The organism is Amycolatopsis saalfeldensis (assembly GCF_900110575.1).
Taxonomy (GTDB): domain Bacteria; phylum Actinomycetota; class Actinomycetes; order Mycobacteriales; family Pseudonocardiaceae; genus Amycolatopsis; species Amycolatopsis saalfeldensis.
The window spans coordinates 77368-101340 of the sequence record NZ_FOEF01000016.1 but is presented as its reverse complement, the minus strand read 5'-3'; the positions used below and the strand labels follow the sequence as shown (position 1 = coordinate 101340).

The following is a 23973-nucleotide window of genomic DNA, read 5'->3' as shown; positions in this document are numbered from 1 at the left end:
CCTTGATAGCCGGGATGCTGTCAGCCGGAATGAGGTGCGATGCCGAAGCGGATCGTGATCTGCTGCGACGGAACGTGGGACACGGCCGACCTGGCCGACGGGGCGGTGGCCGCGCCGAGCAACGTCACCCGGCTCGCGCTGTCCGTGGCCCCGATCGGCGAAGACGGCACGCCCCAGCGCGTCTACTACCACTCCGGCGTCGGCACGGTCCGCTGGAAGCTGCTGGGCGGCGCGTTCGGGCTCGGGCTGTCCGACGACATCTGTGAGGCGTACCGGTTCCTCGTGCGCACCTATGAAGAAGGCGACGAGATCTTCTTCGTCGGCTTCAGCCGGGGCGCGTACACGGTGCGCAGCATCGCCGGGCTCGTACGCAACTCCGGCCTGCTGCGACCGGAACACATCGACCTCGTGCCGCGCGCGTACGCGCTGTACCGCGACCGCCGCGACGCGAGCCACCCGCGCGAGACCGAGGCGACGCTGTTTCGCCGGACGTACTCGCGCGAGCCGCGGATCCATTTCATCGGCGTGTGGGACACCGTGGGCTCACTGGGCATCCCGCTCACCGGCGTCTGGCCGGCCGACTTGGTCAACCGCCGCTTCGAATTCCACGACACGGCGCTCAGCTCGCAGGTGGACGCGGCGTTCCAGGCCCTGTCGATCGACGAGCACCGCAGGCCGTTCGTGCCGTCGATCTGGGTGCCGCCAGCGGCCGGCAGCGAACAGCGGGTGGAGCAGGTCTGGTTCCCGGGCTACCACGCCGACGTCGGCGGGGGCGGCAAGACCGACCACGGCCTGGCCGACGTGCCGATGCGCTGGCTGGCCGGCCGGGCCCGCTCGTGCGGCCTCACCTTGACCCCCGACCCGGCCGTCATCCCCGATCCGCTGGGCCCGATGTACCAGTCCCGCAAGGGTTTCTACCTCCTGCTGCCCTCGGTGACCCGGCCGATCGGCGTCACGGACCCGGCGCACGAATCCGTCGCCTCCAGCGTCCTCGAACGCCGGGAGGTGCTGGGCTACGACCCGCCGAACCTGCGCGCGTACCTCGATCGCGAGGGCCGGTTGTCGACCGTCGACGCATGAGGTTCGCTGCGGGGCAACGTGGTCGGGGCGCGGGGTCTCAGTTCGACGGGCAGCCGTCGAGGGTCGGGACCGGGTACTTCGGGTCGTAGTAGCCAGGGGCGTCCTGGTGCTCGCCGGCCAGTGAGACGGCCGGCGGGTTGGCGTAACCGGGGGCGAGGAAGCCCTCGTCCGCCGCGGCGCAGCCGACCGAAGAATAGGCGCTCTGGCCGTTTTCGATCCAGAGCCCGTGGCCTGCGTCGGCGAAGGCCGGGCCGCTGCGGACCACGTAGGTCTCGTCCACGCGCAGGAAGCTGACGATCTCGGCCGGGTTGGTCAGGCCGGCGACGTGCACGTCGTCGAAGGCGTAGGCGATCACGTACTTCGCGTCGACCGCCAGCTCGCCCGGCTCGCCCGGCTTGCCCGGGTGCGCGGTCAGCGTGCCGAACGTCCGCGGGCCCGCGTCGAGCAGATGGTAACCGTCGGCGATTTCGGTCGGGTAGCCGGAAAAAGCGCTCTTGCCCTTTGTCGGCTTCGCGGTGAGCACCGGCATGAGCTGGTCCCGCTGGTCCGGTGCGAGCAGCGCGGCGAGCCCCTTCGCATCGTGCTGGAACAACGCGGCGGGATCGAGCCTGCCCGCGAAGATGGCGCGCCTGGCCTGCGCGTACACCTCCGCCACCGCCCCCCGTCACGGCCAGGATCGCCAGCACCGCGCCGAGAATCCACCAGCGCCGTCGCGCCGGCCTTCTCGGCCGGTCGTCGCCTGCTCATCGACGGCCGGGGCCCGGCGTTACACATTCAAAGCGAACGGGCTAGCCGATTTCCGCGAGGCTGCCGGACTTCAGGTCCTGGTCGCTCACCCGCGCGCGACTGTCGACGAGGGCCTGCAGCGCGTCCCCGTCATCCCACTGGTTGACGTTCATGGCCGCGCTCACCTCGCCGTCCGGGGTGACCCAGAACGCCGTGAAGTCCCGCGCCGCCAGGTCGCCGCGCACCACCAGGCGGTCGGTGTCCAGGTCGGCCAAGCCGCGGTACTCGCAGCCCAGGTCGTATTGATCCGTGAAGAAGTACGGCAGATCCAGGTACGGCTCGTTCTCGCCGAGCAGGTTCGCCGCCACGTGGGCGCCCTGCGTGCGCGCCGTCGCCCAGTGCTCCACGCGGACGCGGTGGCCGTAGCGCGGGTGGAAGTGCGCGGCGATGTCGCCGATGGCGTAGACGTCCGGGGCGGCCGTGCGCAGGCCCGCGTCGACGCTGATGCCGCCGTCGTCGGACAGTTCCAAGCCGGCCGTGTGCGCCAGTTCCACCCGCGGCGCCGCGCCGATGGCGATCAGCACCACGTCCGCGACGATCTCGTCGCCGCCCGCGAGCCGCACGCCGCGCACGCCGCCCGGGTCTCCGAGGACCTCCGCGACCTGCTCGCCCAGCCGCCAGTGCACGCCGTTTTCCGTGTGCAGGTCACGGAAAACGCCCGCGACCTCGGCACCGACCACGTGCGCGAGCGGCAGCCGTTCCGGCGCCACCACCGTGACGTCCGCGCCGTGGTGACGCGCCGCCGCGGCGGCCTCGGTGCCGATCCAGCCCGCGCCGACCACCACGACCCGTTCGGCATCCGCGAAGGCCGCACGCAGCCGCAGGGAATCGTCCAACGTCCTCAGCGTGTACAGGCCCGGGAGGTCGCCGCCCGGCACGGGCAGCGGGCGCGGACGTGAGCCGGTGGCCAGCACGAGCCGGTCGTACAGGTGCTCGCCGCCGGCGTCGTCGAGCACGAGCCGCGCGCCCAGCTCCAGCCGCGTCGCCGTGACGCCCGAGGAGAGCCGGATGTCGTGCTCGGCGTAGTAGCCCTCGTCGTGGACCCAGTCCGGTTCGTCGCTGTTGCCGAGCAGCACGCCCTTCGACAGCGGCGGCAGCTCGTACGGCCGGTGCGGGTCGGCGCCCATCAGCAGCACGTCACCCCCGTAGCCCCGCTCCCGCAACGCAGTGGCGGCCGACGCTCCGGCCAGTCCCGCTCCGATGATGACGATCTTCCGGGGTTCCGACACCACGACCTCCAACGCCGACCGCGACCTGCCGCCCGGACGCTACTCCCGATGCCCGCCCGCCACATCCCGTCGGACGAGGTCAGGCCCGGGTCAGTGACGGCGGCGCCTGCCGCGGATCGGCGCCCCACGCGGTGTCCGGCGTCGAGCCCATGGTCAGCCGCAGCTCGCCGCCGCGGACGATCTCCTCGTGGGTCAGCCACGCCCGCCGCAGCGAACGGCCGTTCAGCCGCGCCGAGCGCACGTACACGTTCTCCTCGGAGTTGCCGTCGGCTCGCACGGTGAACGTCGTGCCGCGGCCGGTGGCGAAGCGCACGCGGTCGAATACCGGGCTGCCCAGGATGTACACGCCGCTGGCCGGCGAAACGGGGTAGAAGCCCGCGGCCGCGAGCACGTACCAGGCCGACATCTGCCCGGCGTCGTCATTGCCGGCCAGTCCGTTCGGGCCGAGGCCGTAGGCGTACCGGCAGACGTAACGCGACCACTTCTGCGTGAGCCACGGCGCGCCCGCGTAGGTGAACATGAACGGCATCTGCTGCACGGGCTCGTTGCTGTGGTTGTAGTCCTCGTTCCACTTCATCATCAGCTCGGGCGGTGTGCGCTCGAAGATCCCGTTCAGCCGGTCCGCGAACGCCTGCCGCCCGCCCGCGAGGTCGATCAGCCCCTGGACGTCCTGCGGCACGAACCAGCCCTGCTGCTCGGGATTGCTCTCGATGCAGCCGTCCGCGGGGCCCATCCACGAGCCGTCGGCATTACGGCCGCGGAACCAGCCGGCGTCGGCGTTGAACAGGTTCCGGTAGTTCTGCGCTGTCCGGTAAAGCGCGGCCGCGTCGTCCTTCTTGCCGAGTGCCTCGGCGAAGCGTGCGAGGGCGTAATCGCTGTAGGCGTTCTCGAGTGTCGCCGACAGGCTGTACGTGACGGAGTAACCGAGCGACGTCCAGTTCGCGAAGTCCGTACGGTTGGAGCGCGCCGCCGGGCCGAGCGCCACCTCTCGACAGAACTGATACGCCTTCTCGACGTCGAAGCCGCGGATCCCTTTGAGGTAGGCCTCCGCGATCACGTTCACGGCGGCGTCGCCGAGCATCGTGTCGGTGTCCTTGCCCAGCAGCTCCCAGCGCGCGAGCCCGCGCACCAGCCCGGCGTCGGTGAGCCCGACGAGCGAGCTGATCGTGTCCTCGACCGAGCCGGGGTCGACGATCGTCAGCAGCGGGAACTGCGCGCGGAACACGTCCCAGCCGCTGAACAGCGTCCGGTGCGTGAACGCGTCGCGGGCCGGCGGGTTGTCGCCGATGCGGTACCGGCCGTCGACGTCGCCGAACACGCGCGGGTCCGTCATCGAGTGGTAGAGCGCGGTTTCGAAGATCTGCCGCTGCTCGGCCGTGCCGCCCTCGGCCGACACCTTGCCGATCGTCTCCGCCCACGCGGTCCGCGCGCCGGCCGCGGCGGCGCGGAAGTCCCAGCCCGGCAGGTCGTGGCGCAGGTTCGCCCGCGCGCCGTCGACGTCGACGAACGAGACGCCCGCCTTCACCCCGACCTGCTCGCCCGCCGCGACCGGGAACTCGGCGTAGAAGCCGAGCTGCGTGCCCGTCCGCTCGGTGACATCGGTGCGGACGTCGGCGCCGTCCCAGGTGCCGAAAACCGTGACCGGCCGCTCGAAGCGCAGCGAGAAGTACACCGTGTACGCCGGGCTCTGCGCGCCGCAGATCCAGCCGCCGCCGGTGTGGTCGCAGCGCATCCAGCCTTCGACCGTGGTGGCGTCGACCTGGCGCACGGACTGCGCGATGGAGTGCGAGCCGTCGCCGCCGATCCGGCGCGTGAGGTCGACCTTGACCCGGCCGGTGCCGGCGTCGTGGAAGGTGAAGCGCAACTGGCCCGCCCGCGTCGCCGCGGTCAGCTCCGCGCGGACGCGGTACCGATCCAGCTCCACGGTGTAATAGCCGGCATGGGCGGCCTCGGTTTCCTTGCGGTACGGGCTTTTCGCCTCGTCCCGGCCCAGCACGAGCGGGCCGGTCTGGGGCAGCACCTGGAGGTTGCCGAGGTCGCCGTAACAGCCGACGCCCGACATGTGCAGGAAGCTGAATCCCTCGATCGTGGTCATCTCGGCCGAGTAGCCGCTGCCGTTGTCGCCGCCGGAGACCGTGTCCGGGCTCAGCTGCACCAGGCCGAACGGCTTCACGGCGCCGGGATACGTCTTCCCGCACGCGGTGTCGGCGGAGGTGGTCACCGCTCCGATGAATGGGTCGATCAGATCCACCGGTGCCATACCTCCGGCGACCGGCGCCGCCCCCGTGGCCGCAGTCGCCGCCGAGGCTGCCGACGCCGTGGCGGGCAGGGCCGCCGACGCGAGCACCCCGCCGGTCACAGCCAGGAAACCGCGCCGGGAAAGGAAAGTTCCAGTGCCGTCGGGAGTGTCCATAACCGTTGTCCTCCGGGAACGCCGCTGGGCCGTGGTCCATCCACACCTAACGCGAGCCCGCTGGCGATGGTCAACCCAGACGTCGGATGTGTGGGTTTTTCTGTCCCGCCGCTGTCCGGGAAAACTCGCCGGTAGGCAATTCGGGTGAACCGGCGTAAGCAGCTCCGGAAGCCGCGGTCACACCCCCGCACAAGCGCCACACGAAGGTGAATCGGAGGGCGAGGACCGTGTCGGGTCGGGACGAGTGGTCGGTCGGTTGCCGGGATCTGGCGGGCAGGCGGAGGGACGTGACGGTGTTCGTGAGCAGCGACGACAAGATCGTGCTCGTGGCACCACCGGGCGAGGCGGCCGTGCTGGGACCGCTGGACGTCGGCCGGCTGCGGGCCGCCCTGCGTGACGCCGTGGTGGTCGTCGCGCAGCATCCCGAGTGACAACTACCGTTCCTACTCGCGAGTAGGTAGAGTCGCCGCAGACTACCGACGGAAGGTGCGGCCATGACGACCTACTTCGTGACGGGCGCGACGGGCTTCCTGGGGAAGCGCCTGGTCGCCCGGCTGCTGCGGCGGCAGGACACCACCGCCGTGCACGTCCTCGTCCGGAACACCTCCCGCGACCGCCTGGCCGGACTGGCGCGCGGCTGGGCGGGCGCCGAGAAGCTGGCGCCCGCCGTCGGCGACCTCACCGAGCCGTTGCTGGGCCTCGACCCGGCGGCGTTCGGCGGCCTCGACCACGTGGTCCACCTCGGCGCCGTCTACGACCTGACCGCGAGCGACGAGGCCAACCGCGCCGCGAACGTCGACGGCACCCGCAACGTGCTCGCCTTCGCCGCCGCCGCGCGAGCGGGACTGCTGCACCACGTGTCGTCGATCGCCGTGGCCGGCAACCACGCCGGCCGCTTCGCCGAGACCGACTTCGACCTCGGCCAGACGTTCAGTTCGCCTTATCACGCAACGAAGTTCGAGGCCGAGAAGCTGGTCCGCGCGCAGCGCGAGGTGCCCTTCCGCGTTTACCGGCCCAGCGCCGTGGTCGGCGATTCGCGCACCGGCGAGATGGACAAGATCGACGGCCCGTACTACTTCCTCCCCGCCATCTCGCGCCTCGCCGCGCTGCCGCAGCGGCTGCCGATGCCCGCGCCGGAGCTGGGCGCGACGAACCTGGTGCCGGTGGACTACGTCGTGGAGGCGATGGAGTACCTGATGCACCGCGAAGCGGCTTCGGGCAGCACGTACCACCTCGCGTCGCCGCGGCCGCAGAAGCTGGGCGAGGTCTACAACGCGTTCGCGCGGGCCGCGGGCGGGCCCCGGATCGTGGCGACGCTGCCGTCGGGCCCGCTGCGCGCGGTCGCGTCGCGCCTGGCCGCGGGCGTCGACCTGATTCCCGGTGGACGCGCCACGCGCGCCGCCGTGTTGAGCGAGCTGGGCATCCCGCTGGAAGTCCTGCCGCACCTGAGCATGGCCGTCGAGTTCGACACCGCGCGGACGACTTCGGAGCTGTACGGCAGCGGCGTCACGCTGGCCGAGCTACGGGACTACGCCGGCCCGTTGTACCGCTACTGGCGCGCGAACCTCGACCCCGACCGCGCTCGTAAGCCGGGTCTCGACGGACGCGTTGTGCTGATCACTGGGGCGTCTTCGGGCATCGGCCGCTCTTCGGCACTCGCCGTCGCGCGTCGCGGCGCGAAAGTCCTTCTCGTGGCGCGGCGCGCGGACGAGCTGGAGGAGGTGCGCGCGGAGATCACGGCCGCGGGCGGGCAGGCCGCGGCGTACCCGTGCGACCTGACCGATGGTGACGCCGTGGACGCGCTGGTGAAGCACGTCCTCGCCGACCACGGCGCCGTCGACATGCTGGCGAACAACGCGGGCCGCTCGATCCGCCGCTCGGTGCAGCTTTCGACGGAGCGGTTCCACGACTACGAGCGCACGATGGCCGTCAACTACTTCGGCCCCGTGCGGCTGACGCTGGGCCTGCTGCCGTCCATGGCGGAGCGGGGTTTCGGCCACGTGGTGAACGTGACCACGATGGGGTTGCAGACCGACACCCCGCGGTTCTCGGCTTACCTGGCGTCGAAGGCGGCGCTGGAGGAGTTCGGCCAGGCGGCCGGCCGCGAGACCCTGACGGACGGCATCACCTTCAGCTCCGTCCGCATGCCCTTGGTCCGCACGCCCATGATCGCCCCCTCCGGCTACCGCGGCCTGCCCTCCAGCTCCCCCGAACGCGCGGCGGCGCTGGTGGTCAAGGCACTGGAGGAGCGGCCGCAGATCTTGAGCCTGCCGGAGGGCCGCGCCGCCGAACTGGCCACCCTGGCCGCCCCGAACCTGACGCGTTTCGTGGTCCACCTGGCCTATCGGGTGATGCCGGAATCCGCGCCGGAGGCCAAGCACCTCCCCCGTGAGCCCGCGGTGGCCTCAGTGGCCCGAACCCTGACGCGGCTCCTCTGGCGGCGGCGGGCCTGACCTCGGGGCGGGTCCCACCCGATCCGCGTACGCCGCCTTCACGTCCTCGCCGGAAACCGACCCGGCCTCCGGCGTCCCGGATTCCGCGCGCCATCCCGGCCGGGACAGGCTTGTCCCAGTCCCGCGCAACGGCGGGCAAGGTGCGCCCGATCGGGCGCGGGCGCGGCCGTTACCATCGCTGTCCGACCCGGCCGGGGCGGGGAGACAGTGCGGAACGGGAAGGAAGAGGCCAGCGTGGACGTCGCCAGTCCGGCGCTGCCGTCGGTCGCCGCGGGGGGTCCCGGGCGGCCGCGGCGGGCGGTGGTGGTGCGGTGGGCCGTGCACGCCGCGTGGGTGGCGGGGCTCGCGTTCGTGACCGAGCTGCGCGTCGGGCGGTTCGGGTTCCACCCGACCGACCAGGGGTTCATCCTGGCGCAGGCCTGGCGGGTGCTGCAGGGCGAGGTCCCGCACGCCGACATCATCTCCGCGCGGCCGCTCGGGTCGGCGATCCTGCACGTGGCCGACTTCGCGCTGCCGGGACCGTTGTTCTTCTCCTCCAGCGTCTTCGCGATGGTCGAGATCATCTTCGCCACGATCGCGTTCGCCGCGCTGGTCATGCGGCGGCCGGTGCGCACGTGGGGAGCCGGGCGCACGGCGCTGGTCGCCGCCACCGCGCTGATCAACCTCAACGGGTTCCCGCTCATGGCCTGGCACACCGTCGACGGCATCACGCTCACCGCGTGCGGCGCCTGGGCACTGGACGCCGGCCTGCGCAGCGGCAGGGCGCTGCCCCGGCTCGGCGGGCTCGTGCTGCTCGGTTCGGCCGTGTTCATGAAGCAGAGCTTCGTGCCCGCCGCCCTGATCGGCCTGGCCTGGACGCTCAGCTACCCGGACCGCAGGCGCCGCCTGGTCCCCGACGTCCTGGCGCTCGGCGCGTTCGGCATCGGTTACCTCGCCTGGGTGACGGCCGGCGGCGGCTTCGGCGAGATGGTCGCCCAGCTGACCGGCGGCATCCCCGTGTACGGCGAGCGCCTGCTCGGCCTGTGGCTGGACGACCCCGGGGCGCTGATGCTCCCGCCGGTGCGCGAGCTGACCTTCTTCGCCGCGATCGCCGTTGTCCTGGTGCTGGTGCGCCTCACCGGCGACCGGCTCGGCGTGGCCGGGCGCGCGGCCTCGTGGCTGCTCGCGCTGGGCGGCGCGGCCGCAGTGGTCTGGACCATGGTGGACGGCCGGTTCACGGGCTCGTCGCGCTGGGCCGACGTGCTGTGGTGGATCCTCGCGATGGCCGTGGTGGTGCACGCGACCGTGTGCAAGCGGCTGCCGTGGGCCGGGCTGCTGGTGCTCGCGACCGGCTTCATGACCAGCCTCTCCTGGGGCAACGACACCCCGACGCTGCTCACCGGCTCCCTCGCGCTCACCGCGTTGCTGCTGGTCGCCGGGATCCTGCCGGAACGCGCGCTGGTACGGCGCCGCTTCGCCCGCCCGTGGGTGACGGCAACGGCCGGCCTCACCATCGTCGCGCTGTGCGGCTGGATGGTCGTCGCGCACCACGACGAAGCGGCCTACCACGACCTCTCGCACGACAAGCTCACCGCCGACCTCGGCACGGTCAGCCCGGCCATGGCGGGCATCCGCACGAACCCCGCCACGTTCGCCTACGTCGCCCAGATCCGCGACTGCCTGAACCGCTACCCGGCCGGCCGGGTGGCAGTGCTGCCGGACAACCCGTTCGCCTACCCCGCTTTCGGCCTGCGCAACCCGTTCCCGCTGGAGTGGCCGCTGCCGGCCGAGATCGTCGGCGACGCGCCCGAGCGCATGCTCGCCACGGCCGACCGCCTGAACCGCGAGGGCGACTACCTGGTGATCTTCGAAACGGTGTCGAACGAAACCCTCGCCGACGGCGGCCCGGTGCCCGCGTCGGTGCCCCCGGACACCCCGAACGTCGACTACACCGGGCTGGAGAACGCGATCCGCGCGAAACTCACCGGGCGGCCGGTGGTGTGCGGCAGTTTCGTCGGCAAGTGGTCCTCGTGAGTGTTCACGCCGGTTAGAACCGTCCTGAACACTCACGAGCTTTATTCGACGAGGGTGTCCTCCGGCGATCCGGCCGCCAGCCCGGCCAGTGCGTCCAGCGCAGCGGCCAGGGTCTCCTCCGGTGGCGCGGAAACGGCGAACCGCACGGCGTTCGGCGCGTGTCCCGGCAGCACGGCGAAAGCGGCCGCGGGCGAGAGCGCGATGCCCCGGCGCGCGGCCGCCGCCACGAACGTCTCCGCCCGCCACTGTTCCGGCAGCTCCCACCAACGGTGGTAAGCGGCCGGGTCGCCGAGCACGCGGAAGCCGGCGAGCCGCTCGTCGACGATCTTCGCGCGCTTCGCGGCGTCAGCGCGCTTCGCGTCTTCGACCTCGGCCAGCACGCCGCCGGCGATCCAGCGCGTCGCCGCCTCCATGGCGAAGCGCGACGCGGCCCAGCCGCCGGAGCGCACCGCCGCGGCGAGCCGCGAAGTCCACTGCGCGGGCGTCGCCAGAAAACCCGCCGTGAGCCCCGGGGCGACGCGCTTGGACAGGCTGTCGACGAACACCGTCCGCTCCGGCGCCAGCGCGGCGAGCGGCTCGGTGTCCGGGCGCAGGAAGGTGTAGATGCCGTCCTCGATCACCGGCAGATCGAGCCGCCGCACGGTGTCCGCCAGCTCGGCGCGCCGGGCCGCGGACATGGTCGGGCCGAGCGGGTTGTGCAGCGTCGGCTGGACGTACAGCGCGCGCACCGGCGCCGCCGCGTGGGCGGCCGCGAGCGCGGCGGGGACCAGGCCGTCGGCGTCGGTCGCGATCGGCACCAGCTCGACGCCCAGCCGTGTCGCCATCGCCTTGACCACGGGGTACGTCAGCGCCTCGACCGCCAGCCGCTCCCCCGTCGGCACGAACGCCGAGACCGCCGCCGCGATGCCTTGCCGCCCGTTGCCGGTGATCAGCACCGAGCCCGGGTCAGGCGTCCAGCCGCCGCGCGCGAGCAGTCCCGCGGCGGCTTCGCGAACGGCTTTCGTGCCCGCCGCGCCCGCCGGGTACAGCGCATCTGTGAAGACGTCGGCGCGAAGCAGCGGCTCCAGCGCGTACGCAAGCTTCGCGGATTGGCTTGGCAGCACGGCGAAGTTGAGTTCCAGGTCGACCCTCGCGTCGCCCGGCTCGGCCAGCGCGGGCTCGGGCGCCGGACGGGCGGCGCGCACGAAAGTCCCTCTGCCGACCTCGCCGACGGCCAGCCCGCGACGGGTCAGCTCGCTGTACACGCGGGCCGCGGTGGAGCCGGCGATCCCGCGGTCACGCGCGAAGCGGCGCTGCGGCGGCAGACGGTCGCCGGGACGCAGGCGCCCGGCCTCGATTTCAGCGGCGAGTTCGTCCGCGACGACTCGGTAGTCGTCCATCGTCACCTTCGCTCGCGCCGGCGGATTTTCCGCTCGCATGATGGCACCGGGCCGTCACGGTGGGCGAATGCGACCCACGGAACTCCCCGAACGAGGGTCACTAGGTTAGCCTAGCCTTTGTGGAACAGACGATCGCCGAAGCGCCGCCCCGTGCCGAGCCGCGCCTGCACGCCGAGGCACTGACCCTCGCCTACGACGGGCGCACCGTCGCCGAGCAGCTCGGCGTGGTCATCCCCGACAAGTCGTTCACGGTCATCGTCGGCCCGAACGCCTGCGGCAAGACCACCCTTCTGCGGGCGCTGGCGCGCATGCTCAAGCCGCGCCAGGGATCGGTGTACCTCGACGGCGAGGTGATCTCCAGCTACGGCGCGAAGGAGGTCGCGCGCCGGCTGGGGCTGCTGCCGCAGAGCTCGGTCGCACCGGACGGCATCACGGTGGCCGACCTCGTCGCGCGCGGCCGGTACCCGCACCAGCGCCTGCTGCGCCAGTGGTCCCGTGACGACGCCGCCGTGGTCGCGGAGTCCATGCGCGCCACCGGGGTCGACGACCTGGCCGAGCGGCTGGTGGACGAGCTGTCCGGCGGCCAGCGCCAGCGCGTCTGGATGGCGATGGCGCTGGCGCAGCAGACCGACCTGCTGCTGCTCGACGAGCCCACGACGTACCTGGACATCGCGCACCAGATGGACATCCTCGACCTGTGCGCGCAGCTGCACGCCGAGCAGGGCCGCACGCTCGTGGCCGTGCTGCACGACCTCAACCACGCCGCCCGCTACGCCACGCACATGATCGCGATGCGCGACGGCCAGGTGCTGGCCACCGGCACCCCGGCCGAGGTCGTCACGGAGGAAAACGTCGAGAAGATCTTCGAACTCCCCTGCCGCGTGATGCCCTGCCCGGAAACCGGCACCCCGCTGGTGATCCCGAAGGCCACGCGCCGCGGTGAATGAGGTTCTCCGCAGGTCGCCGGGTTGCCCTAGATTGGCCACGGAGGTGCCATGAACCGCGAACTCTGGACCGAAGTCGACAACTACCTGTCCGACGCGCTGATCCCCGCCGACCCGGTGCTCGACGCCGCGCTGGCCGACTCGGCGGCGGCCGGGCTGCCGTCCATCGCCGTCGCGCCCAACCAGGGCAAACTGCTTCACCTGCTGGCCGCGACGGCCGGCGCGCGGTCGATCCTCGAGATCGGCACGCTCGGCGGGTACAGCACGATCTGGCTGGCCCGCGCGCTCGCGCCCGGCGGCAAGCTCGTGACCTGCGAGTACGAGCCGAGGCACGCGAAGGTCGCGCGCGCGAACCTCGACCGGGCGGGCTTCGGCGAGGACGTGGTGGACATCCGCGTCGGCCCCGCGCTCGAGACGCTGCCGGGGCTGACCGGGCCGTTCGACTTCGTCTTCATCGACGCCGACAAGGTCAACCTGCCCGGGTACCTCGCCGCCGCGCTGGAACTCTCGCGGCCCGGCACGACGATCGTGGTGGACAACGTCGTGCGTGGCTGCGCCGTGCTCGAGGAATCCGGCTCCGACGCCGCCGTCTGCGGCGTGCGGGGGATGCTCGAGGCGATGCAGGGCGACGACCGGCTCGACGCCACGGCCGTGCAAACCGTCGGCAGCAAGGGTTACGACGGCTTCGTGCTCGCCCGCGTCCGCTGAGGACCGGTGGGTGGCCGGCCACTCACCACGCCTCAGGAGCCGGGGAGCCGCCGCTCGACGGGTTTGCCGGTCGCCGAGTTCCAGCGGACCGGCAGCGACTTGTGCGCCTGGGTCATGAAGGCCCGCCAGACGTCCGCGGGCACGGTCGCGCCGACCAGTTTCGCGCCCTTGGCGTCGAACAGGCGGCGGTCGTCGTCGGAGCCGATCCACACGGCCGTGGCGAGCTGCGGGGTGTAGCCGATCGCCCAGCCGTCTTGGTTGTCGGTGGAGTCGCCGTGCTGGAACTCGCCCGTGCGCAGCGCGGCGGGGCGGCCGTCGGGCAGGGCGGTCTGGAGCACGCCGGTCACGCCGTCGGCGATGCGCTTGCTCACGTCCGGGTCGGCGTCGAAGGCGGGCTTGGCCGTGTTGTCGTGCTGCCACACGACTTCGCCGTCCTGGTCGAGGACCTTCTCCACCAGGTGCGGGGTGGTGCGCAGGCCGCCGTCGGCGAAGCTCGCGTACGCGCCGGCCAAGTCCATTGGCCGCAACGGGTACCGGCCGACGGCGATGCCCGAGCCGATCAGGTAACCGTCCTTTTCCCGAAGCGTCGGTGCGCCGTCGATGGTCGCCGGGATCCCGGCGTCACGCGCCGTCGCGCTCAGTGCGTCGGGCCCGACTTTTCCGGCCAGCCCGATGAACGGGGTGTCCGCGCCCGAGGCCATGGCGCTGCGCAGCGTGCAGGGCTTGGCACAGCGTTGGGGGTAGACGAACTCCTCGCCGAGGAAGCTGACCCGCTCCGGCGCCGCCACCGGCTGGTCGGGCGAGATTCCCTGACGCAGCCCGGCGGCGAGGGTGAACGGGTAAAACGCGGAGCCCGCCGCGTGCTCCGAACCCGCGTAGTCGCGGACGCCGTTGTCGCCCCCGTCGTACGCGCGCACCGCGCCGGTCGACGGGTCGACGGACACCAGACCGCCACGGAACTCCTTGGGCTCGCCCTTCAGCCGGTCGGCCAGCGACGAGCGCGCGGCGGCCTGCGCCCCACGGTCCAGCGTCGTCTGCACGGTCAGGTTTCCTTGCTGCAGCCGGGAAAGCGGGAACCCGTCCTGCTCCAGCTCGGCGAGCACCTGCTGTTTGACGTGGTACTCGTCGTAGGTCAGCCGGCTCGCGCGCGTCTCGGAAGGCGCTTGGATCTCCGCGCCCGGGTACGCCATAGCCGCGGCGTCCGCACCCTTGACGTAACCACGCTCCACGACCTTGTCGCGCACGTAGTCCCAGCGCTTGGCCGCGTGCGCGTCGCCCGACACCGCGGGGTCGTGCACCGAGGGCGACTGGATCATCCCGGCCAGGAAAGCGGCTTCGCTCCAGGTCATGCTGTCGTCGAGGTTCCGCCCGAAGTACGCGTTCATCGCCGCGGCCGGGCCGAACGTGCCGCGGCCGAACGAGATGATGTTGACGTAGCTCTCGAAGATCTGCTCCTTGCTCTGCTGCTGGGTGATCTTCGTGGCCAGCACCAGCTCCTCGAGCTTGCGCCCGATCGTCGCGTCGTCGTCGCCGGTGGACTTCTTGATGTACTGCTGCGTGATGCCGGAGCCGCCGCCGACGCCGGTGAGGAACGCGCGGCCGATGCCGGTGGGGTCGAAGCCGGCGTTGTCCCAGAACGTCGGGTCCTCGGTCGCGATGATCGCGTCGCGCAGCTTCTCCGGGACCTTCGCATACGGCACGAACAGGCGATCGCCTTCGGCCGGCGGGACCTTGAGCAGCTCGCTGCCGTCGGAGTACTTCAGGACCACCGTTTTGTCCAGTGAGGCGAGCACGTCCTGCGGGCTGCGGACGTCCAGCAGCAGGTAAGCGATCCAGAACGCGATAAGCGGCAGCCCGACGCCGGCCCCGAAAACGCAGTAAGCGATCCGGCGGACCTTGCGCCACCTGCGGCGACGGAGCACGCGGGAATCGTCAGCGCGGTCCTCGCGGTCGGTCGGATCACTTTCGGTAGCACCATCCGTCTCTGGTTCCACGAATGGACGACGTGTGGCCGGGGGAAAAGGTTCTGCGGGGTCGGTGAAAAATTCACGCGAGGAAGGCGCGCAGCAGTGACGCGGTGCCCTCGATGTGCTCGGCCATCGCCTGGCGCGCGGCCACCGGGTCGCCCGCCAGTATCGCGTCGACGATCGCCGCGTGCTGGGCGTTCGAGTGCTCCAGGTTGGGCTCCAGCAGCGGGATCCGGTCGAGCAGCTGGTTCACGCGCATGCGGGCGTCGGCCATCGCGGTGGTCAGCGAGCCGGACGCGGTGACCTCGGCGATCGCCAGGTGCAGCCGGGAGTCCTTGCGCCGGTAGTCGGCCAGCCCGGCGGTCGCGGCCTCGCCGAGCGTGCCGGTGAGGTGACGGCGGTCGGCCGGGCTGAGCGTGCGCGCGGCGGCGGCCTCGGCGGCCCCGGTCTCCAGCACGTGACGCAGGCAGAGCGCGTCCTCGAACGCCGCGGCGTCCACGTCCCCGGCGGTGCCCTCGGCGGGTTCCGGCAGGCTCTGGTTGACGAACGTGCCGCCGTAACGCCCCCGCCGCGACTCGACGTACCCGGCGTCGGCCAGCGCACGGATCGCCTCCCGCAACGTCACCCGGCTGACCCCGAGCCGCTCGGCCAGCTCCCGCTCGGACGGCAGCCGCTCCCCCGCGCCGACCACCCCGAGCCGAATGGACTGGAGCAGCCGCTCCACGGTCTCCTCGAAGGCGTTGCCGGCGCGCACGGGCCGGAACAATGCCTCCCCCGCGCTCACCACCGACGACGACTCCACGCCCCGAGTCTAGGCCGGACGGGCGAGGCGCCCACGCTCACGCTGCGCGACGTGGCCCATCCCCAGCGGATCCGGCGGCTCGACCTGCGGGACGGCCCGGCCACGGCCACCGGTCACCGCACAGCCGTCCCCGAAATCGAGCAGCCGAGCTGCGGCCCACTGAAACCCGTTCAGGACCAGGAAATCAGCACTCGATCACGTTGACGGCCAAGCCGCCGCGCGCGGTCTCCTTGTACTTCACGCTCATGTCCGCGCCGGTCTCGCGCATGGTCTTGATCGCCTTGTCCAGGGTGACCACGTGGCTGCCGTCGCCGCGCATGGCCATGCGGGCGGCGTGGATCGCCTTGGAGGCGCCGACCGCGTTGCGCTCGATGCACGGGATCTGCACCAGGCCGCCGACCGGGTCGCAGGTCAGGCCCAGGTGGTGCTCGACGCCGATCTCGGCGGCGTTCTCCACCTGCGCCGGCGAGCCGCCCAGCACCTCGGTCAGCGCGGCCGCCGCCATGGCCGAGGCCGAGCCGACCTCACCCTGGCAGCCGACCTCGGCGCCCGAGATCGAACCGGTCTGCTTGAGGATCGAGCCGATCGCGCCCGCGGCGAGCAGGAACGTCACGATGCCGTCGTCCGACGAACCGCGGATGAAACGCTGGTAGTAGTGCAGCACGGCGGGGATGATGCCGGCGGCGCCGTTGGTCGGCGCGGTCACCACGCGGCCACCGGCAGCGTTTTCCTCGTTCACGGCCAGCGCGTACAGGCTGACCCAGTCCATCGCATACAGCGGATCGCCCACGCCGTCCTCGGCGATCAGCTTGTCGTGCAACGCTTTCGCCCGACGCGGCACCTTCAGCCCGCCAGGCAGCACACCCTCGTGGGCGCAGCCGTTCTCGACGCACTCGGCCATCACGGCCCAGATCGCCAGCAGCCCGGAGCGCACCTCTTCGCGGGAACGCCAGGACAGCTCGTTGCGCATCATGATCTCGCTGGCCGGCAGACCCGTGTCCGCGCAGTGCTTCAGCAGGTCCGCGCCGGTGCGGAACGGGTACGGCACCGGAGTCGAGTCCTCGACGAACACCGCGTCCGTCTCGTAGGACTCGTCCCGGACGAAGCCGCCCCCGACCGAGTAGTACGTGCGCTCGCGCAGCAGCCCGCCCTCGGCGTCGAAGGCGCGGAACACCATCCCGTTGGGGTGCGCCGGCAGCGACTTGCGCCGGTGCATGGTCAGATCGGTGTCCTCGACGAACACGACCTCGTGCTCACCGCGCACGAGCAGCCGGCCGGACTCGCGGATCGCGGCCACCTTCGCCGGCACCGTGTCGGTGTTGATCTCTTCCGGCCGTTCACCGGACAGCCCGAGCAGCACGGCTTTGTCGCTGCCGTGGCCGAAGCCGGTCGCGCCGAGCGAACCGAACAGCTCCGCCTGCACCCGGGCCACGCTGCCCAGGGTGCCTTCTTCGGCGAGACCGTCCACAAAGGTCCGGGCCGCGCGCATCGGGCCGACGGTGTGCGAGCTGGACGGCCCGATGCCGACGGAAAACAAGTCGAAGACGCTGATCGCCATTGATCGTGCCCCTTATCTGGTGAGCAGGGAGCTGGCCTCTTGTGCGGCCGGACCCTGCTCTGCGAGGTGGGAGAGGTGGTCCGGGAGGGTTTCGCCGCGGTGGGCCTTCGTCTGCGCGTACAGGCGTCCGGCGCGGTAGGACGAGCGGACCAGGGGACCCGCCATCACACCGGCGAACCCCAACGACTCCGCCGCCTGGGAGTGCTCCACGAACTCCTCCGGCTTCACCCACCGGTCCACCGGGTGATGCCGCGGGGACGGCCGCAGATACTGCGTGATCGTCAAGATCTCGCACCCCGCGTCGACCAGATCCCGCATCGCCGCAGTGACCTCGTCCGGGGTCTCACCCATCCCGAGGATCAGGTTCGACTTCGTCACCAACCCCGCCTCACGAGCCCGGGTGATGACCTCCAACGACCGTGCGTAACGGAACCCGGGACGGATCCGCTTGAAGATCCGCGGCACCGTCTCCACGTTGTGCGCCAACACCTCCGGACGCGAACCGAACACCTCCGCCAGTTGCGCGGGGTCGGCATTGAAGTCCGGGATCAGCAGCTCGACACCCGTGCCGGGGTTGAGTTCGTGGATCTGGCGGACAGTCTCGGCATACAGCCAGGCGCCACCGTCATCGAGGTCGTCACGGGCGACACCGGTCACTGTGGAGTAGCGCAACCCCATCGCCTGCACCGACTCTGCCACCTTGCGGGGCTCGGTGCGATCCAACGCGGACGGCTTGCCGGTGTCGATCTGGCAGAAGTCACATCGGCGGGTGCATTGGTCACCACCGATCAAGAAGGTGGCTTCCCGGTCTTCCCAGCATTCGTAAATGTTGGGACACCCCGCCTCCTCGCAAACGGTGTGGAGACCTTCCCTGCGGACCAGGCCCTTCAACTCCGTGAACTCAGGACCCATCCGCACCCGAGTCTTGATCCACGACGGCTTCTTCTCAATCGGCGTCTCACTGTTACGGACCTCCAGCCGCAACAACTTCCGCCCCTCGGGCGCCGCGGTCATCGGGCCAGGTCCGCGTACAGCGGGTGCTTCTTGGCCAGCAGTTCGACGCGGGCGCTCAGCGTCTGCCGCACGGACTCGTCGAAGTCGGGTTTGAGCGCCTCGGCGATGACGTCGGCGACCTCGGTGAAGTCTTCGGCGCCGAAGCCGCGGGTGGCCAGCGCCGGGGTGCCGATGCGCAGGCCGGAGGTGACCATCGGCGGGCGCGGGTCGAACGGCACCGCGTTGCGGTTGACCGTGATGCCCACCGAGTGCAGCCGGTCCTCGGCCTCCTGCCCGTTCAGCTCCGAGTTGACCAGGTCGACCAGCACCAGGTGCACGTCGGTGCCGCCGGTGAGCACCCGAACGCCGGCCTCGGCACAGTCCGAACGCGACAGCCGGTCGGCCAGGATCCGCGAACCGGCCAGGGTCCGCTCCTGCCGCTCGCGGAACTCGTCGGTCGCGGCGATCTTCAGCGCCACGGCCTTCGCCGCGATCACGTGCTCCAGCGGCCCGCCCTGCTGGCCGGGGAACACCGCCGAGTTGACCTTCTTCGCCAGCTCCTCGCGGCACAGGATCAGGCCGCCGCGCGGGCCGCCGAGGGTCTTGTGCGTGGTGGTGGTGACGATGTCGGCGTGCGGCACCGGCGACGGGTGCAGCCCCGCGGCCACCAGGCCGGCGAAGTGCGCCATGTCCACCATCAGCTTCGCCTCGACCAGGTCCGCGATTCGCCGGAATTCGGCGAAGTCCAGCTGACGCGGGTAGGCCGACCAGCCGGCGATGATCAGCTTCGGCCGGTGCTCGACGGCCAGCCGCTCGATCTCGGCCAGGTCGACGATCCCGGTCTCCTTGTCGACGTGGTAGGCGACCACGTTGTACAGCTTGCCGGAGAAGTTGATCTTCATCCCGTGCGTCAGGTGCCCGCCGTGCGCGAGGTCGAGCCCGAGGATCGTGTCGCCCGGCTTCAGCACGGAGACCATGGCCGCCGCGTTGGCCTGCGCGCCCGAGTGGGGCTGCACGTTCGCGTGCTCGGCGCCGAACAGCGCCTTCGCCCGGTCGATCGCCAGCTGCTCGACGACGTCGACGTGCTCGCAACCGCCGTAGTACCGGCGGCCCGGGTAACCCTCGGCGTACTTGTTGGTCAGCACCGAGCCCTGCGCCTCGAGCACGCCCAGCGGCGCGAAGTTCTCGGACGCGATCATCTCCAGCGTGGACTGCTGGCGGTCCAGCTCGGCCGCGACGGCGGCGGCGACCTCCGGGTCCACAACGGACAGCGGGGCGTCGAAAGTCGTCATCAGTCCTCCTGGGTGAGCGCGGCGTAGGCGGCGGCGTCGAGCAGCTCGGGGGTGTCCCCGGTCAGCCGCACCTTCAGGAGCCATCCTTCGGTGTAGGGGTCGGAGTTGATCACCTCGGGGGTGTCCGATGTGGTCTCGTTCACCTCGACGACCTCGCCGCTCACCGGCGAGTACAACTCGCTGACCGATTTGGTCGACTCGACCTCGCCGAACACCTCGCCCGCGGTGATCGTGGCGCCCGCCGCGGGCAGCTGCACGAACACGATGTCGCCGAGCGACTCCGCCGCGAAGGCGGTGATGCCCACGGTGGCCACGCCGTCGGTGACCGACAGCCACTCGTGTTCCTTGGTGTAGGACAGGTTCTGGGGAATGCTCACGGTTCTTCGCTCTCAGGCTCGGGAGTAGAAGGGCAGGGCGACGACCTCGACGGGCTCGATCCTGCCCCTGATGTCGACGGAAAGCTTCGTGCCGGGCTCGGTGTACGCCCGATCGACGTACGCCATGGCGATCGGGTACCCCAGCGTCGGCGACAGCGCGCCACTGGTCACCTCGCCGATTTCGGTCTCGCCGGAAAGCAACCGGTAGCCGTGGCGCGGCGCGCGTCGCCCGGCGCCACGCAGTCCGACGCGCACGCGCGGGACGTCCGCCTTGGCCAGCTCCTCCAACGCGGCGCGGCCGACGAAGTCACCCGGCTTCTCGAACTTCACCACGCGCCCGAGACCGGCCTCGAACGGGCTCAGCTGGAGGCTGAGTTCGTTGCCGTACAACGGCATTCCGGCTTCGAGGCGCAGGGTGTCGCGGCAGGCCAGCCCGGCCGGGACCAACCCGTGCGGCTCCCCCGCCTCGGTCAGGATCCGCCACACCGACGGCGCCTCTTCAGCCGGCACGTACAGCTCGAAGCCGTCTTCGCCGGTGTAGCCGGTGCGGGCCAGGAGCACGTTGTGCCCCTTCACCACGGCCGGGACGCTGGCGTAGTACTTCAGCGCGCCGAGGTCCGCGTCCGTCACCGCGCCGAGGATCTCCACGGCCTTCGGGCCCTGGACGGCGAGCAGCGCGGTCTCGGCGGAACGGTTGTCCACCACGGCGTCGAACCCGGCCACGCGCTCGGCCAGCGCCGCCGCGACCACGTCGGCGTTGCCGGCGTTCGCGACCACCAGGTACTCCTCGTCGGCGAGCCGGTAGACGACCAGGTCGTCCAGCACCCCGCCGTCGGCGTCGCAGATCATCGTGTACCGCGCCCGGCCCGGCTTGACCCCGGAGAGGTTGCCGACCAGTGCGAAGTCGAGCACGTCCGCGGCCTGCGTGCCGCGGACGTGGATCTCGGCCATGTGCGACAGGTCGAACAGGCCCGCCGCCTCGCGGACCGCCTTGTGCTCGGCCAGCTCGCTGGCGTAGCGCACGGGCATCGACCAGCCCGCGAAGTCGGTGAACAGTGCGCCGAGTCCCTTGTGGACCCCGTGCAGGGACGTCTCTTTCGACACGGATCAGCCTTCGTAAGCGTTGAGGGGCGGGCAGGAGCAGACGAGGTTGCGGTCGCCGCGCGCGCCGTCGATGCGGCGGACCGGCGGCCAGTACTTGTTCTTGCGCGACACCCCGGCCGGGTACACCGCCAGCTCACGGTCGTAGTCCGCGTCCCACTCGCCGACCAGCGCCTCCGCGGTGTGCGGGGCGCCGCGCAGCGGGCTGGTCTCGGCGGTCCACCGGCCGGCCGCGACCTGGTCGATCTCGCCGCGGATGGCGATCATCGCCGCGATGAACCGGTCGATCTCGCCCAGGTCCTCGCTCTCGGTGGGCTCCACCATCAGCGTGCCGGCGACCGGGAACGACATGGTCGGCGCGTGGAAGCCGTAGTCGATGAGCCGCTTCGCGACGTCGTCGACCGTCACGCCGGTCTCCTTGGTGATGCCGCGCAGGTCGAGGATGCACTCGTGCGCGACCAGGCCGTCCTGTCCGGTGTAGAGCACCGGGAAGTGCGGCGAGAGGCGCGAGGCGACGTAGTTCGCGGCGAGCACCGCGACCTTGGTGGCCGTGGTCAGGCCCGGCCCGCCCATCATCCGGACGTACGCCCAGGAGATCGGCAGGATCGACGCTGAGCCGTAGGGCGCGCCGCTGATCGGGCCGACGCCGGTGGCCGGGCCGGCCTGGTCCAGCAGCGGGTGGTTCGGCAGGTACGGCGCGAGGTGCGCGCGCACCGCGACCGGGCCGACGCCGGGGCCGCCGCCGCCGTGCGGGATGCAGAACGTCTTGTGCAGGTTCAGGTGCGAGACGTCGCCGCCGAACTCACCCGGCTTCGCCAGGCCCAGCAACGCGTTCAGGTTCGCGCCGTCGACGTAGACCTGGCCGCCGCCGTCGTGCACGATCTTCGCGAGCCGCTCGATGCCGTGCTCGTAAACGCCGTGCGTGGACGGGTAGGTGACCATGATCGCCGCGAGGGTTTCGCGGTGGGCGTCCACTTTGGCCTGGAGGTCGGCCAGGTCGACGTTGCCCTCGTCGGTGCACTTGACCACGACCACGCGCATGCCCGCGAGCACCGCCGAAGCGGCGTTCGTGCCGTGCGCGGAGGACGGAATCAGGCAGACGTCGCGCTCGGGCTGACCGTTCGCGTGGTGGTAACCGCGGATGGCGAGCAGGCCCGCCAGCTCGCCCTGGCTGCCCGCGTTCGGCTGCAGCGACACCCGGTCGTAGCCGGTCACCTCGGCGAGCCAGCCCGAAAGCTGCTCGACGAGCACGTGGTAGCCCTGAGCGTCCTCGGCAGGCGCGAACGGGTGGATGCCAGCGAACTCCCGCCAGCTGATCGGCTCCATCTCCGTGGTGGCGTTGAGCTTCATCGTGCACGAGCCGAGCGGGATCATGCCGCGGTCGAGCGCGTAGTCCTGATCGGACAGCCGGCGCAGGTAACGCAGCATGGCCGTCTCGGAGCGGTGAGTGCTGAACACCTCGTGGCCCATGAAGCCGCTCTCGCGCACGATGCCGTTCGGCAGCGCGGTCGCGACAGTCCACTTGGCGTCGACGCCGAACGCGCGAAGCACCTTCGCGATCGTGTCCGGGCGCGTCACCTCGTCGCAGGCGACGCGCACGTGGTCGGCGTCGACGTGGCCGAGGTTGATCCCGGCTTCGCGCGCGGCCTCGTGGACCTCCGCGGCGCGGCCCGGGACGTGCGCCACGACCGTGTCGAAGAAGGACTCGTGCACGACCTCGACCCCGCCGGCGCGCAACGCGTCCGCGAGCCCGGCGGCCAGCCCGTGCACGCGGTTCGCGATGGCCTGCAAGCCGTCCGGGCCGTGGTAGACCGCGTACATCGCGGCGAGCACGGCCGGCAGCACCTGCGCGGTGCAGATGTTGGACGTCGCCTTCTCTCGGCGAATGTGCTGCTCACGCGTCTGCAGCGCGAGCCGGTACGCGGAGTTGCCGTCGGCGTCCACCGAGACGCCCACGAGGCGGCCGGGCAGCGAGCGCTCCAGCCCGGCGCGCACGGCCATGTACCCGGCGTGCGGACCGCCGTAGCCGAGCGGCACGCCGAAACGCTGCGTCGAGCCGGCCGCCACGTCGGCGCCGAACTCGCCCGGCGAGGTGATGAGGGTGAGCGCCAGCAGGTCCGCGGCCACCGTGTACAGCGCGCCCGCGGCCTTCGCGGCCTCGGAAACGGCGTGGTAGAAACCGCGCCCCCGCAGCACACCGGACGCACCCGGGTACTGCACGACCATCCCGAAGAACTCCTCCGGCAGCCCGGTGAGCAGATCGCGCACCTGCACATCGATGCCCAGCGCCGCGGCGCGCGTGCGCACCACCGCGATCGTCTGCGGCAGGCACTCGGCGTCGAGCACGACGACGTTCGACTTGGCCTTCGAAGCCCGGCGCATCAAGGTCATGGCCTCGGCGACGGCGGTCGACTCGTCCAGCAGCGACGCGTTCGCGGTGGCCAGGCCGGTGAGGTCGGCGACCATGGTCTGGAAGTTCAGCAGCGCCTCGAGCCGTCCCTGCGAGATCTCCGGCTGGTACGGCGTGTACGCGGTGTACCAGGCCGGGTTCTCCAGCACGTTGCGGCGGATCACGCCGGGGGTGACGGTGTCGGAGTAGCCGAGGCCGATCATCTGCGTCATCGGGCGGTTGAGCGCCGCCAGCGCGCGCAGCTCCGCGGTGGCCTCTTCCTCGGTGGCGGCCGCGGGCAGGTCCAGGTCACGGGTGGCGCGGATGGCCGACGGGACCGCCGCCTCGACGAGGGAGTCCAGGCTTCCGTGCCCGGTTTCGGCGAGCATCTTGGCCCGCTCGGCCTCGGCGGGGCCGATGTGGCGGGCGTCGAAGGGGGTGGAGGTGATGGGAGCTCCTCGGGACGGGCACCGGGCGCAACGGTGCACT

General features: G+C 71.5%; 18 protein-coding genes. 6 read left to right on the top strand and 12 right to left on the bottom strand.

Annotation, left to right across the window (positions count from 1 at the left end):
* Positions 1–39: 39 nt before the first annotated feature.
* A complete protein-coding gene (locus BMY97_RS30535; RefSeq protein ID WP_091623401.1) occupies positions 40–1080 on the top strand; it encodes a DUF2235 domain-containing protein in 1041 nt (346 codons plus the stop codon).
* Between the two features lie 37 nt (positions 1081–1117).
* On the opposite strand, the gene BMY97_RS30530 is transcribed toward BMY97_RS30535, so the two are convergent.
* The 3 genes from BMY97_RS30530 to BMY97_RS30520 form a co-directional block, all read right to left on the bottom strand.
* The gene (locus BMY97_RS30530; protein ID WP_091623398.1) at positions 1118–1735 is read right to left on the bottom strand and encodes a hypothetical protein; all 618 of its coding nucleotides are present in this window, start codon (positions 1733–1735) and stop codon (positions 1118–1120) included.
* 133 nt (positions 1736–1868) lie between these two features.
* Positions 1869–3095, bottom strand: a complete 1227-nt coding sequence (locus BMY97_RS30525; RefSeq protein ID WP_091623748.1) for an NAD(P)/FAD-dependent oxidoreductase — start codon at positions 3093–3095, stop codon at positions 1869–1871.
* Positions 3096–3174: 79 nt separating this feature from the next.
* Entirely contained in the window at positions 3175–5508 is a 2334-nt protein-coding gene (locus BMY97_RS30520; protein ID WP_091623395.1) for a GH92 family glycosyl hydrolase, read from the bottom strand.
* A gap of 227 nt (positions 5509–5735) precedes the next feature.
* Between BMY97_RS30520 and BMY97_RS30515 the strand changes: the two genes are divergently transcribed.
* From BMY97_RS30515 to BMY97_RS30505, 3 genes are all read left to right on the top strand, one after another.
* The gene (locus BMY97_RS30515) at positions 5736–5939 is read left to right on the top strand and encodes a hypothetical protein (RefSeq protein ID WP_091623393.1); all 204 of its coding nucleotides are present in this window, start codon (positions 5736–5738) and stop codon (positions 5937–5939) included.
* A 63-nt stretch (positions 5940–6002) separates the two neighbouring features.
* On the top strand, positions 6003–7961 hold the full coding sequence (locus BMY97_RS30510; RefSeq protein ID WP_091623391.1) for an SDR family oxidoreductase: 1959 nt from the start codon (positions 6003–6005) through the stop codon (positions 7959–7961).
* Between the two features lie 234 nt (positions 7962–8195).
* Positions 8196–9974: a hypothetical protein gene (locus tag BMY97_RS30505; RefSeq protein ID WP_091623388.1), complete on the top strand. Its 1779-nt coding sequence runs from the start codon at positions 8196–8198 to the stop codon at positions 9972–9974.
* A gap of 41 nt (positions 9975–10015) precedes the next feature.
* Here BMY97_RS30505 and BMY97_RS30500 read toward each other — a convergent pair whose 3' ends face one another.
* Positions 10016–11353: an aminotransferase-like domain-containing protein gene (locus tag BMY97_RS30500; protein WP_177231615.1), complete on the bottom strand. Its 1338-nt coding sequence runs from the start codon at positions 11351–11353 to the stop codon at positions 10016–10018.
* Between the two features lie 119 nt (positions 11354–11472).
* Here BMY97_RS30500 and BMY97_RS30495 point away from each other — a divergent pair, with 119 nt between their 5' ends.
* Positions 11473–12300: an ABC transporter ATP-binding protein gene (locus BMY97_RS30495; RefSeq protein ID WP_091623383.1), complete on the top strand. Its 828-nt coding sequence runs from the start codon at positions 11473–11475 to the stop codon at positions 12298–12300.
* Between the two features lie 48 nt (positions 12301–12348).
* Positions 12349–13005, top strand: coding sequence for an O-methyltransferase (locus BMY97_RS30490; protein WP_091623380.1), 657 nt, complete (start codon positions 12349–12351; stop codon positions 13003–13005).
* Positions 13006–13037: 32 nt separating this feature from the next.
* Here BMY97_RS30490 and BMY97_RS30485 read toward each other — a convergent pair whose 3' ends face one another.
* The 8 genes from BMY97_RS30485 to gcvP all read right to left on the bottom strand — a co-directional run bounded on the left by BMY97_RS30485 (position 13038) and on the right by gcvP (position 23933).
* Positions 13038–14927: a transglycosylase domain-containing protein gene (locus tag BMY97_RS30485; protein ID WP_091623377.1), complete on the bottom strand. Its 1890-nt coding sequence runs from the start codon at positions 14925–14927 to the stop codon at positions 13038–13040.
* 124 nt (positions 14928–15051) lie between these two features.
* Positions 15052–15774, bottom strand: coding sequence for a FadR/GntR family transcriptional regulator (locus tag BMY97_RS30480; RefSeq protein ID WP_177231614.1), 723 nt, complete (start codon positions 15772–15774; stop codon positions 15052–15054).
* Between the two features lie 184 nt (positions 15775–15958).
* On the bottom strand, positions 15959–17332 hold the full coding sequence (locus BMY97_RS30475) for an L-serine ammonia-lyase (protein WP_091623375.1): 1374 nt from the start codon (positions 17330–17332) through the stop codon (positions 15959–15961).
* A gap of 12 nt (positions 17333–17344) precedes the next feature.
* Entirely contained in the window at positions 17345–18346 is a 1002-nt protein-coding gene (gene lipA, locus BMY97_RS30470; RefSeq protein ID WP_091623372.1) for a lipoyl synthase, read from the bottom strand.
* Complete coding sequence (gene glyA / locus BMY97_RS30465) at positions 18343–19617, bottom strand: serine hydroxymethyltransferase (protein WP_091623369.1); 1275 nt, start codon at positions 19615–19617, stop codon at positions 18343–18345. Before glyA ends, lipA begins: the two co-directional genes overlap by 4 nt.
* Positions 19617–19994 carry a glycine cleavage system protein GcvH gene (gene gcvH / locus BMY97_RS30460; RefSeq protein ID WP_091623366.1) on the bottom strand — a complete coding sequence of 126 codons (378 nt, stop codon included), beginning with the start codon at positions 19992–19994 and terminating at the stop codon, positions 19617–19619. Before gcvH ends, glyA begins: the two co-directional genes overlap by 1 nt.
* 12 nt (positions 19995–20006) lie before the next feature.
* On the bottom strand, positions 20007–21098 hold the full coding sequence (gene gcvT / locus BMY97_RS30455) for a glycine cleavage system aminomethyltransferase GcvT (RefSeq protein WP_091623364.1): 1092 nt from the start codon (positions 21096–21098) through the stop codon (positions 20007–20009).
* Positions 21099–21101: 3 nt separating this feature from the next.
* Positions 21102–23933 (bottom strand): aminomethyl-transferring glycine dehydrogenase, encoded by a 2832-nt coding sequence (gene gcvP, locus BMY97_RS30450; RefSeq protein WP_091623743.1) that lies wholly within the window; start codon positions 23931–23933, stop codon positions 21102–21104.
* Between the last annotated feature and the right edge of the window lie 40 nt (positions 23934–23973).

Bases quoted from the DNA above. Each gene is read 5' to 3' on its own strand.
- BMY97_RS30535 (WP_091623401.1), top strand. From the start codon at position 40: ATGCCGAAGCGGATCGTGATCTGCTGCGACGGAACGTGGGACACGGCC.
- BMY97_RS30520 (WP_091623395.1), bottom strand. From the start codon at position 5,508: ATGGACACTCCCGACGGCACTGGAACTTTCCTTTCCCGGCGCGGTTTC.
- BMY97_RS30510 (WP_091623391.1), top strand. From the start codon at position 6,003: ATGACGACCTACTTCGTGACGGGCGCGACGGGCTTCCTGGGGAAGCGC.
- BMY97_RS30500 (WP_177231615.1), bottom strand. From the start codon at position 11,353: ATGGACGACTACCGAGTCGTCGCGGACGAACTCGCCGCTGAAATCGAG.
- BMY97_RS30490 (WP_091623380.1), top strand. From the start codon at position 12,349: ATGAACCGCGAACTCTGGACCGAAGTCGACAACTACCTGTCCGACGCG.
- BMY97_RS30475 (WP_091623375.1), bottom strand. From the start codon at position 17,332: ATGGCGATCAGCGTCTTCGACTTGTTTTCCGTCGGCATCGGGCCGTCC.
- lipA (WP_091623372.1), bottom strand. From the start codon at position 18,346: ATGACCGCGGCGCCCGAGGGGCGGAAGTTGTTGCGGCTGGAGGTCCGT.
- glyA (WP_091623369.1), bottom strand. From the start codon at position 19,617: ATGACGACTTTCGACGCCCCGCTGTCCGTTGTGGACCCGGAGGTCGCC.